At 34.0% G+C, this 11784-nt stretch carries 11 protein-coding genes; 8 read left to right on the forward strand and 3 right to left on the reverse strand.

Translation table 11 applies throughout. The features are described 5' to 3' along the window. Positions 1–59: 59 nt before the first annotated feature. From D3P13_RS01140 to D3P13_RS01150, 3 genes are read right to left on the reverse strand one after another with little or no spacing between them, the layout of a single operon-like run. Positions 60–887 (reverse strand): 3-keto-disaccharide hydrolase, encoded by an 828-nt coding sequence (locus D3P13_RS01140; RefSeq protein ID WP_117879464.1) that lies wholly within the window; start codon positions 885–887, stop codon positions 60–62. An 11-nt stretch (positions 888–898) separates the two neighbouring features. Then, a complete protein-coding gene (locus D3P13_RS01145) occupies positions 899–1483 on the reverse strand; it encodes a gluconate 2-dehydrogenase subunit 3 family protein (RefSeq protein WP_117879465.1) in 585 nt (194 codons plus the stop codon). 3 nt (positions 1484–1486) lie between these two features. Continuing rightward, on the reverse strand, positions 1487–3181 hold the full coding sequence (locus tag D3P13_RS01150; protein WP_117879466.1) for a GMC oxidoreductase: 1695 nt from the start codon (positions 3179–3181) through the stop codon (positions 1487–1489). Between the two features lie 167 nt (positions 3182–3348). Here D3P13_RS01150 and D3P13_RS01155 point away from each other — a divergent pair, with 167 nt between their 5' ends. From D3P13_RS01155 to D3P13_RS01190, 8 genes are all read left to right on the forward strand, one after another. Further along, a complete protein-coding gene (locus D3P13_RS01155; protein WP_117879467.1) occupies positions 3349–4311 on the forward strand; it encodes a sugar phosphate isomerase/epimerase family protein in 963 nt (320 codons plus the stop codon). 17 nt (positions 4312–4328) lie between these two features. Further along, positions 4329–5504: an MFS transporter gene (locus D3P13_RS01160; protein ID WP_117879468.1), complete on the forward strand. Its 1176-nt coding sequence runs from the start codon at positions 4329–4331 to the stop codon at positions 5502–5504. A 20-nt stretch (positions 5505–5524) separates the two neighbouring features. Beyond that, positions 5525–6664, forward strand: a complete 1140-nt coding sequence (locus D3P13_RS01165) for a Gfo/Idh/MocA family protein (protein WP_117879469.1) — start codon at positions 5525–5527, stop codon at positions 6662–6664. Positions 6665–6677: 13 nt separating this feature from the next. Then, positions 6678–7730, forward strand: coding sequence for a sugar phosphate isomerase/epimerase family protein (locus tag D3P13_RS01170; protein WP_117879470.1), 1053 nt, complete (start codon positions 6678–6680; stop codon positions 7728–7730). Between the two features lie 37 nt (positions 7731–7767). Continuing rightward, positions 7768–8499, forward strand: coding sequence for a 3-keto-disaccharide hydrolase (locus tag D3P13_RS01175; RefSeq protein WP_117879471.1), 732 nt, complete (start codon positions 7768–7770; stop codon positions 8497–8499). After that, positions 8499–9311 (forward strand): 3-keto-disaccharide hydrolase, encoded by an 813-nt coding sequence (locus D3P13_RS01180; protein ID WP_117879472.1) that lies wholly within the window; start codon positions 8499–8501, stop codon positions 9309–9311. Before D3P13_RS01175 ends, D3P13_RS01180 begins: the two co-directional genes overlap by 1 nt. A 24-nt stretch (positions 9312–9335) precedes the next feature. Further along, positions 9336–9788 carry a D-aminoacyl-tRNA deacylase gene (gene dtd, locus D3P13_RS01185; RefSeq protein WP_117879473.1) on the forward strand — a complete coding sequence of 151 codons (453 nt, stop codon included), beginning with the start codon at positions 9336–9338 and terminating at the stop codon, positions 9786–9788. Positions 9789–9866: 78 nt separating this feature from the next. Beyond that, positions 9867–11780, forward strand: a complete 1914-nt coding sequence (locus D3P13_RS01190) for a DUF3857 domain-containing protein (RefSeq protein ID WP_117879474.1) — start codon at positions 9867–9869, stop codon at positions 11778–11780. The last annotated feature ends 4 nt before the right edge of the window (positions 11781–11784 follow it).

The raw sequence follows: 11784 nt of genomic DNA on the forward strand, positions 1-11784 counted from the left end.
TTATTTTATTGATTTTAGAATCTGTATTTCTTTACCTACCTAAAAGCATCATTTGTATTTTACTTTAACTCCATCAATTCAATATTTCGAAATTCTACGGGATGACTTTCACTTTGCAAAGAAAAATAACCACCTTTAACGGGTTCTCCAATTCTATCTTTATATTCACTATTGTAATCATCCATATCAGCACCACCAATTTGCGGCTTTGAATATCTCATCACTTCTTTATCATTAATTTTATGAATAATTAAAGAATCATTATGAACCTCAACTTCCAAATTAACCCATTGTTCTCCGTAATACGTTGGAGAATTTGAATCGTTACAATGTGCAGTAACCAATTCTCCATCCATAACCACATTTGTACCTGGTGTACAAAGATTTGCCGTTGGCCTTGGGTCTGTTGAACTTATACCACCCAACATTTGTACTTCAATACAAAGTGGGAATTTTTGATCTTTACTCATTTTTTTCGGATCTTCACAATGTATCATTACACCACTGTTTCTTTCAGCCCAACCCGGACCATCTTCTAATTGAGTTCCCGTAAAGCGATATTCCATCCTTAACCTGTAATTTGAAAAAGGTGTTTTATAAAAGAGATGTCCAAATGTTTCTTTAAATCCGTCCTCATACTCATCGTATGATACTTTGATTACTTCATCTTCAACTCTGAATGTATTGTGAATATTTTCACCTAAAGCATAGCCTCTAATTTTCGGAGTCCATCCCTCCAAATCTTTACCATTAAATAAAGAGATCCAATTTTCAGTTGTTTCTGAAACTAACGGGTTTGCTGTTTTTTCATTCTCCGTTTTTGTTTTGCAGCTAAATACCACAAAGATCAATAAGCAAATATATATAAGGTTTATTTTTTTATACATTCATTTCTGTTTTACAAGGACCACGCTTTACCTTTGGTTTCTTCTATTGATATACATCCTTTTTGAACGCCAGGAACGGGATCATAAGCCAATACATTTTCTCCAATTTCTTCACTTGTCCTATAGGCCCATACAGCTCTACCTCGAATTCCCTTTAAAGCATCAAAAACTGTTTTTTCTTTATCTGTAAATCCACTTTGTTGTTCTGAAGAACTTCGCAAATATTTTGACAACATATTTTCAAAGTCTGATGGCTTTAAAATCGTAGGATTTTTATCCAAAACACCCAATTCGTCTAGTAGTGCATCAATCTTATTTTTATAGTCTTCTTTACCTTCTACTGTTGCCGTTTTTGAAACGTATAAATCAATAAATTCAGGCACATTCACATCTAGAGCTCCTGGTGACGTGTCTGTTGTCGGCAAAATAAGATCAACTAAATTTCGTAAAACATAACCTTGGTTTACTGATAAAAAAACAGGTTTCCATAAATCCACTTCTGTTTTACACCCCTGAAGCATACTTACTATTGCTGGTGTAGCCACCACATAACCTAATGATAAGCCTAAGCCTTTAATGGCATCTCTTCTATTCATTATTTAAGCTTTTTTCGATTTGAATTGTTTTACTGCATGTTGAGCCGCTCTCGCTGTTATTGCCATATAAGTTAACGACGGGTTTTGGCAGCCCGCAGATGTCATACATGCACCGTCTGTAACATAGACATTGGGTACTGTATGGATTTGATTATTAGCATTAAGTACCGATGTTTTTGGATCTCTTCCCATTCTAGCCGTACCCATTTCGTGAATTCCTATACCGGGAGCATGTCTTGAATCAAACGTACTGACATCTTTAAAACCCGCTTTCTCGAGCATTTCTTCCGCCTGCTGTTTCATGTCTTCACGCATGGTCAATTCATTCTCTTTCCATTCAGCATCAAAAGTAATCGTTGGCAACCCCCAATCGTCTAACTTTTCATAATCTAAAGTCATTTTATTATCATGATAAGGCAAGCATTCTCCAAATCCGCCTAAGCTCATTTTCCATTCTCCAGGTTTTAACATCGCTTCCTTGTATTCTGCTCCATAACCCAATTCTGCCACATGTTCTGCAATTCCATATCTACCACCACCACCTTGATAACCATATCCTCTTAAAAAATCTTTTCTTTCTGTATTTTTATCTCCTAAATTTCTAAATCTCGGAATGTAAATTCCATTTGGTCTTCTTCCTTTATAATATTTATCTTCATAACCCGCTACAGTTGCACGAGCCCCTACTCCTAAATGATGATCCATAATATTATGACCTAACTCTCCCGAGTCATTACCTAACCCATTTGGAAACCGTTCTGATTTCGACTGCATCAAGATAGATGCCGAAGCAATGGCCGAAGCACAACAAAAAATAATATCTGCTTTAAAAACTTGTGTTTCTTTAGTGTCAGCATCAATAACTTTAACACCTATAGCCTTTTTCTTCTCGGTATCATATATAATTTCATGGACAATAGAATTTGGCCTTAGCGTCATATTACCCGTTATATCTGCGGCAGGTAAAGTTGAGGCATTGCTACTAAAGTAACCTCCATAAGGGCAACCTCTAATACATCTGTTTCTAAATTGACAGTTGGTTCTTCCATCGTGCGAATGATCGCCAGTAATATGAGCAACTCGCCCAATAGTTAGGAGTCTATCTATATAATTTCCTGCAATTTTTTCTTTAAACTCTTCCTCAACACAATTCAATTCCATTGGTGGACTAAAAATACCATCTGGCAATTGTGAAAGTCCAAGATTCTCACCACTAACTCCAATATACCGTTCCACATAATCATACCATGGTGAAAGATCGCTATAACGTATGGGCCAATCTACACCATGCCCATCTTTTATATTTGCTGTAAAATCTAAATCACTTAATCGATAACTCTGCCGTCCCCAAGTTATAGACCGTCCACCAACATGATATCCACGCATCCAATCGAACCGTTTTGTTTCATTATAGGGATGCTTCACATCATCGACAAACCAATGTTTACTTTCGGCTTTTGTTGTATACCCTGTTCTCCCCTGCTTTTCTTGTCTTTTTTGCTCTTCAGGTGTTGTACTTCCACGAAGCTCCATATCCCAAGGATCATCATTCATTGTTGGGTAATCTTCAACATGAGTAATCATTCTTCCACGTTCCAATACTAATGTCTTTAACCCACCTTCACATAATTCTTTGGCGGCCCATCCACCACTAATTCCTGTTCCTATTACAATAGCATCATAATCTTCTTTTATCATATTATGTTTTGGGTTTTAAACTTTTAAAGGCATTTTACTTAACAAAAAAAGCTCAATTAAATTAGGTATTGAATAATTTTAAAGTCTAAATTTAATCAAATTATTAATATTCTAATGAAACTTTTGTAATTTTATCATTCAGAAAAAATCAAACCATCCAAACAATTATGAATAAAAATTTATTTTTAACATTGACGGCATTGTTCTTTATAACAACATCAATTACATCTTGTAAAAAAACCACTCCAACAACAGAAAATAAAGATGAAACGGCTCAAGTAAATGAGGCTGAACCCTTTTTTAAAATATCATTAGCACAATGGTCTTTAAATAAAGCAATTCGAAATAAAAAAACATTAGACCCAATGGATTTTGCTAAAAAAGCCAAAGAATTAGGTTTTGACGGTATTGAATACGTAACTCAATTATATAATGAGCAGTTAAAAACGATGAGCATGGAAGCTCTTCAAGATTCTTTAAAAGCAAAAAGTACCACCTATGGTGTTCAAAACGTTTTGATTATGGTTGATGGAGAAGGAAATTTAGCTTCATCAAATGAAAAAGAAAGAAACGAAGCTATTGAAAATCACAAAAAATGGGTTGATGCCGCGGCATTTTTAGGGTGTCACGCCATCCGTGTAAATTTAAATGGAGCTACTGAAAAAGAAGCTTGGATAGAAGCTTCTGTTAAAGGCTTAGGTAATTTAGCAAAATATGGGGCAAGTAAAAACATAGAAGTGATTGTAGAAAACCATGGAGGTTTATCTTCAAACGCAGATTTATTAAGTGAGGTTATGACGAAGATAAATATGGATAACTGTGGCACGCTACCTGATTTTGGTAATTTTTGTATTACCAAAGAAGATGGAAAATGTATTGATATGTTTGATTATTATAAAGGCACTGAAATACTAATGAAACATGCCAAAGCAGTAAGTGCAAAATCTTACGATTTTGATGCTAATGGAAATGAAACGACTTTAGACTATGAACGCTTGTTACAAATAGTTAAAGATGCTGGATATACTGGTTATATTGGTATAGAATATGAAGGTGAACGTCTAAGCGAAGAAGAAGGTATACAAGCCACAAAAAATTTATTGATCAATGCTTCAAAAAAATTAAAATAATTAACCCAAACTAAATTATGAATGAAATAAATAAAAAAAGGCTTTTTTACGCCTCGTGTACGGCCTTATTAGTAACCGCCATGACTTTTGCAATTAGAGCTAGACTGGAAACCGTTTTTGGACCAGAAGGTGTTGGTTTAACGTTAGAACAAATTGGATATGCTTTTACACCAGCTTTTTGGGGATTTACGTTAGCGATGCTTTTTGGAGGTCCATTAGTTGATATTATTGGGATTAAAAAGATAACATGGATAGCATTTATTATGCATGCTATAGGAATTGTTTGGACTATAATGGCGAAAGACATGTCCTCTTTGTTTATTGCCACTTTATTTGTTGGCATAGGTAATGGAATGGTTGAAGCCGCATTAAACCCTATGATAGCATCGATGTACCCTGAAAACAAGACAAAAATGTTAAATCGTTTTCATGTTTGGTTTCCTGGCGGCATCGCGATTGGTGGGGTAATGGGATGGCTTGTTATGGATGTTATGGAGCTGAGTTGGCAAGTAATGGTAGGGATTTTATTTATTCCTTTAGTAATATATGCTTTTATGTTTTTAGGACAGAAATTCCCAGTTACTGAACGTGTACAACTAGGCGTGAGCACTAGTAACATGTTTAAAAGCCTTGGCAAACCCTTATTCATTTTTATGGCAGTGTGTATGATGCTTACGGCAGCATCAGAATTAGGTACTACACAACGTATTGAATCACTCTTAAAAGAGTCTGGAACGGTACCTTTATTAGTATTAGTATTTATTAATGGAATTATGGCTTTTGGAAGAGCATTTGCTGGTCCAGTAATTCATAAATTAAGTCCATCAGGAATGTTGTTATTTTCTGCCATTTTCACCTTTATCGGATTGTGGTTGCTTACCATAACTTCTGGAGGAATGATTTTTGCAGCAGCAGCCGTTTTCGCCGTTGGAGTAACTTTTTTCTGGCCTACCATGTTGGGATTTGTTGCCGAATATTTACCAGAAACTGGGGCCTTAGGCTTATCTATTATGGGAGGTTTAGGAATGCTATCTGTATCCATTGTATTGCCAATTATGGGAAAATTAATGGACGAAGCTAGTGCACATGAAGCACTTAGAACCATGTCTATATTACCTGCAATTTTAATCGCTGCCTTTATTGGGCTTTTCATTTATATGAAAAACAGAAAAACAAAAACAATAAAAGAATAATTATATTAAATTAATTTTAAATGCCAAAAAAAATAAAACTCGGAATTTTAGGTGGTGGCGGTGATTCTTTAATCGGCGTATTACATCGTATTGCCTCACATATAAATGATAATTATGAAATTGTGGGAGCTGTGTTTAATCCCGATCTTGGTGAAAGCATAAAATTTGCTAAAGAAATAGACATTCCCACCAACAGGATTTATAATGATTTTGAAACTTTAGTTGAGGAAGAGTTAAAACTACCCAAAGAAGAAAGGATTCAGGTGTGTTCTATTTTAACACCTAACTTTTTACACTTTCCAATGGCGAAAAAATTGTTGGAAAATGGTTTTCATGTGATCTGTGAAAAGCCAATGACAACGACCTATGAGGAAGCTAAAATTTTACAAAAATTATTAGATACATCTAATTTAGTGTTTGCGGTTACCCATACATATACAGGTTACCCAATGACACGTCAAATGCGTGAAATGATAAAATCTGGTGCACTTGGAAAAATTCAAAAAGTAGATGCTCAGTATTACCAAGGTTGGATTAACCCAATTATTCACGATAAATCAAAACGTGGTTCCACATGGCGATTAGACCCTGAGAAATCTGGAATTAGTTGTTGCATGGGAGATATTGGTGTGCACGCTTTTAATATGATTGAGTTTACAACAGGCTTGCAAATAAAATCAATTTTAGCGGACCTTAATTATTTATATGAAGACAATAAAATGGATATTGACGGCACTGTTTTAGTGCGATTTGAAGGTAATGCCAAAGGTGTTATTCGCTCTAGTCAAATAGCAACAGGCGAAGAAAATGGGTTAACCATTGCTGTTTACGGAGACAAAGGAGCATTGAAATGGGAACAAGAAAATCCTAATTTTTTATATGCTATGAGTGATGATAAACCCGTGCAAATATATAAACCTGGACATGCTTACAATTCTGAATTATCGTTAGATGGCACCAAATTACCACCTGGACATCCAGAAGGTATTTTTGACGCTATGGCTAACATTTATTTAGGTGTAGCCAGAGCAATTAGAGGTGAGAAATACAATTCAGGAGAATTTCCAACAATGAATGACGGTGTTCGTGGACTTAATTTTATAGAAAGTACTGTAAAATCTCATCAACAAGGAAATAGTTGGGTAAATTTGATCAAATAATTAAAATTAAAAAATGAAAACAATAAAAGGACCTGCAGTATTCTTAGCTCAATTTATGGGCGACACTGCTCCGTTTAATTCTTTAGATGGTTTATGTAAATGGGCAAGCGATTTAGGATATAAAGGCATACAAATTCCCACTTGGGAAACTAGGTTAATTGATATTGATAAAGCTGCAGAAAGTAAAACTTATTGTGATGAATTAAAAGGCAAAATTAATAGTTACGGTTTAGAAATTACGGAACTCTCTACGCATTTACAAGGACAATTGGTTGCCGTACACCCTGCCTATGATATTATGTTTGATGGTTTTGCACCAGATAAGGTAAAAAACAATCCGAAAGCAAGGACTGAATGGGCGGTACAAACGGTTAAAAACGCAGCCATTGCGAGTAAACATTTAGGTTTGAATACTCATGCTACTTTTTCAGGATCTTTACTTTGGCATACGATGCATCCTTGGCCTCAAAGACCTCCAGGATTAGTAGAAATGGGATTTGAAGAATTAGCAAAGCGTTGGTTACCTATTTTAGATGTTTATGACGAAAATGGTGTAGATGTTTGCTATGAAATTCACCCAGGAGAAGACCTGCATGACGGCGACACTTTTGAACGCTTTTTAAAAGCTACCGGCAATCATAAACGTGTTAATATTTTATATGACCCCTCACATTTTGTACTACAGCAACTGGATTATTTAGCATATATAGATCATTATCATGAATTCATAAAATCTTTTCATGTAAAAGATTCTGAATTTAATCCAACGGGTAAAAAAGGAGCCTTTGGCGGATATAATAATTGGGTAGACAGAGCCGGCAGATATCGTTCTCTCGGCGATGGTCAAATAGATTTTAAAACAATTTTCTCAAAACTTACGCAATACGGATGTGATGTTTGGGCGGTAATGGAATGGGAATGTTGCATTAAAAGTCCTGAACAAGGGGCTAAAGAAGGTGCTGTTTTTATTAATAATCATATTATAGAAGCCACAGAGAAAGCTTTTGATGATTTTGCTGGAGCAGATATTGACAAAGAAAAATTAAAAAAAATATTGGGCATTTAATAAATGCATCATTAAATATGAATTATAAATAAGTACAATGAAAAAAATAACAATACTCTTACTTGCCGTTTTAACTTTTTCATCGTGTAAAAATGACAAAAAAGAAACAGCCTCTGCGGAAGAAACTGAAACCGTTTTAGATAATGAAACGAATAATGATTGGATAGTTCTTTTTGATGGCAGCTCTTTAGATGCATGGCGAGGATATTTAATGGACACCGTCCCCTCTGGATGGTCGATAGAGGAAAATACCTTGGCTTTTACACCAGGCAATGGCGAAGGTCAAGATATTATTACTAAAGAAAAATTTGAAAATTTCGAATTATCAATAGATTGGAAAATATCTGAAGCTGGTAATAGCGGAATTTTTTGGGGTGTTTTAGAAGATAAAAATGCCAAAATTTATGAATCTGCATTAGAAGTTCAAGTTTTAGATGATGAAAGACACCCAGATGCAAAGGCTGGCACAAGTCATCAAGCAGGGGCGTTATATGATTTAGTTTCACCAACTTCCAAAGTAGTGCACCCGGCCGGAGAATGGAATACAGCCGTTATCAAAATAAATCATAATACCAATGAAGGTTCTTCTACACTAAATGGAACTCTAGTTGCTACTTTTACACTACAAGGAGAAAAATGGGACGAAATGATTGCCAACTCAAAATTTAAAAATTGGGCAAATTTCGGTAAAATACATAATGGATATTTAGGCTTGCAAGACCATGGCAACAAAGTATGGTTCAGAAATATAAAAATTAAAAAAATATAATGATTAAAAAATTAATTCTTTCAGTTGTTGTTCTGTCTTTTTTCGGATGTAAGGAAACAGTAAAATCAAATGACGTATCTGAATCACCCCTTGATACTATTAGTAACATTTCTAATCAAGAAAAAGAGCCTACAAAACCAGAAGAAACTGAAATTTGGGAACCTAAACCTCCAAAAGTAAACCTCGGTGAAAATAATGTCCCTTCTGATGCTATTGTTTTATTTAATGGTAAAAATCTAGACGAATGGATTGTAGCAGAAGATTCTACCGCTGCCAAATGGATTGTAAATAAAGATGGAAGTATGACCGTAAACAGTGGTTCTGGCACATTACAAACCAAACGCAATTTTGGAAGTATCCAGTTACATCTAGAATGGAAATCGCCTACTGAAATTTTAGGTAAAGGCCAATCTAGAGCCAATAGTGGTGTTTTCATTCAACAGCGATACGAAGTACAGATATTAGACAATAACGATAACGACACTTATGTCAACGGACAGGTTGGAGCCATTTACAAGCAATCTATTCCGGCGGTAAATGCTGCCGTTCCCACAGGAGAATGGAACAGTTACGACATTATTTTTCATGCTCCAGAATTTGATGCTGGTGGTGAAAAAATAAAATCTGGAACAATGACTGTTTTACATAATGGAGTTTTAATTCAAGATCACTTTGAAATTCAAGGAGCAGTAGCCTATATCGGTTGGCCAACCAACGAACCTCATGGAAAGGCTCCCCTACAATTACAGGATCATAATGATGGAAGTAAGCCAAGTTTTAGAAACATATGGGTAAGAGAGCTGAAAAACTAAAAAAAAAATAAATTTAAGTAAAAAGTGAAAGCTGTAATTCAAAGAGTAAGTTATGCCTCTGTAAGCGTTGATAACAACATAATTTCTTCTATTAATAATGGACTATTGGTCTTATTAGGCATCACAGAAAATGACACCAAAGATGACATTGATTGGTTGTCCAAAAAAGTATTGAATCTTAGAATTTTCAATGACGAAAATGATGTTATGAACAAATCTCTTATTGGAATAGATGGAGAACTTATTCTAGTTAGCCAATTTACGCTCTTAGCAAGCACAAAAAAGGGAAATAGACCTTCTTATATTAAAGCAGCAAAGCCTGAAGTTGCAATACCTTTGTACAATCAATTCATTTCTGTAACGGAAAAAGAGTTTGGCAAAAAAGTTGGGACCGGCATTTTTGGTGCAGATATGAAAATAAACTTATTGAATGACGGACCCGTAACTATTGTTATAGATACTGAAAATAAAATATAAAATATTATAAAAATTGTAACGTTTTAGGTATAAGTTTGATATATTTGTGTATCAACAACCCATGCTAAACACTACATTATGTCTTTTAAAAAGTTACTTCTTCTTGTAACCTTATTTTCCATTCAATTTATTTATTCACAAGATTTTGACGTAAGTATTTTAACTATTCCAGATAGTTTAAAACAAAATGCTAATTCTGTCGTACGGAATTCAAGTACTAAAATAGTATTAGAATCATCAAAAAAAATGATTGTAACTCACAGAGAAACAGTTACTGTTCTTAATAAACTTGGGAATCATAATTCTGAAATTGTAATTCATTACGACTCCTCTAACAACATAAAAAATGTAAGAGCTTATGTATATAATGCGTTAGGTGTTGAAATTAAAGACATAAAAAAACGCGATTTTATAGATAGAAGTGCCGCTGATGGTATTTCACTATTTAATGATGGCAGACTTATTTATTACGACTATGTTCCAACTACATATCCATATACAATTTCTTATGAATATGAAATAGAGTCAGTAAATACTGCACATATACCGAAGTGGTTTCCTTATAGTTACTACCAAGGCATTGTTAAAAGTAGTTATCAAATTGTTTTTCCTAATGAAATAAAAATTCAAAAATTAGAAAAAAACTTTGAAAATTTTAACATTATAAAATCGGAGAAACCAACCACTATTAGTTATGAAATCAATAACTCACCTGCAATTAAATATGAAGATTTAGCACCTTATTATTTTAACATTATGCCTTGGGTAATGGTATCATCTAATAAATATCATTTAGAAGGTGCAGATGGAAGTGCAAATAACTGGAAAGATTTTGGAAAATGGAGATATGATTATTTATACAATGGTAAAGATAAAATAAATGAAGCCACCAAAATAAAAGTAAATAACCTGGTGAAAAATGCAACTAGCGATATTGAGAAAGCTAAAATTATTTATGATTTTGTTCAAAAAAAAACAAGATATATTAGTATTCAAGAAGGAATTGGAGGTTGGAAACCGATGAAAGCCGACGATGTTGACAGACTAAGCTACGGTGATTGTAAAGGCTTAACCAATTACACCAAAACATTACTCGACGCCGTTGGTGTAAAATCAAATTACTCAGTAATTTGGGCTGGTGAAGAAAAAAGAAACGTAGAGAAAGAAATTTTCTCTATGCAAGGTAATCATGTTATATTAAATATACCTACAGAAAATGGAGATGTTTGGTTAGAATGTACTAGTCAAATTAAGCCATTTGGCTATAAAGGTACATTCACAGATGACAGAAATGTATTAGTAATTACACCAGAGGGTGGTGAAATTAAAAATACTGGCACCTATAAAATTGAGGAAAGCCTTAAACACACTCTCTCAAATTATTCCATTAATATAGACGGTAATTTAGAAGCTAATGTTAAAATAGCCTCAAGAGGAATACAATATAACAACCATTTTAGAATCGAAAAAAATAACCAAAGAGATATAGAAAAATATTACAAGTCTAACTATTGGTCATATATTAATAATATGACCATAAAAAAGTATGACTTCTCAAACAATAAAGATAGTGTAATATTTAATGAAAATATTGAGCTCACCGCCTCGAAATATGCATCTTTCAGTGGTGACCGAATGTTGTTTACTATAAATGCTTTTAATCGAGCATTAGAAGTACCTAAACGTTATCGAAACCGAAAACTTCCCTTTGAAATATCACGTGGTTTTATTGATACGGACGAATTTAAAATAACATTACCTGAAAATTTCAATATTGAAGCCTTACCTAACAATATAAAAATTGATAATAAATTCGGGAGCTATGAATTGAGCATTCAAAAAATTAACAAAAAAGAATTAAAATATAGTCGAATATTTAGGTTAAAGAGTGGCAACTATAAAGCTAAAGAATATAAAGCTTACAGAGATTTCAGAAAGAGTATTGCCAAGCAAGACAAGTCAAAAGTTGTGCTTACAAAAGCAACTCCATAACATC

The organism is Aureibaculum luteum, from assembly GCF_003449015.1.
Classification (GTDB): Bacteria; Bacteroidota; Bacteroidia; order Flavobacteriales; family Flavobacteriaceae; genus Aureibaculum; species Aureibaculum luteum.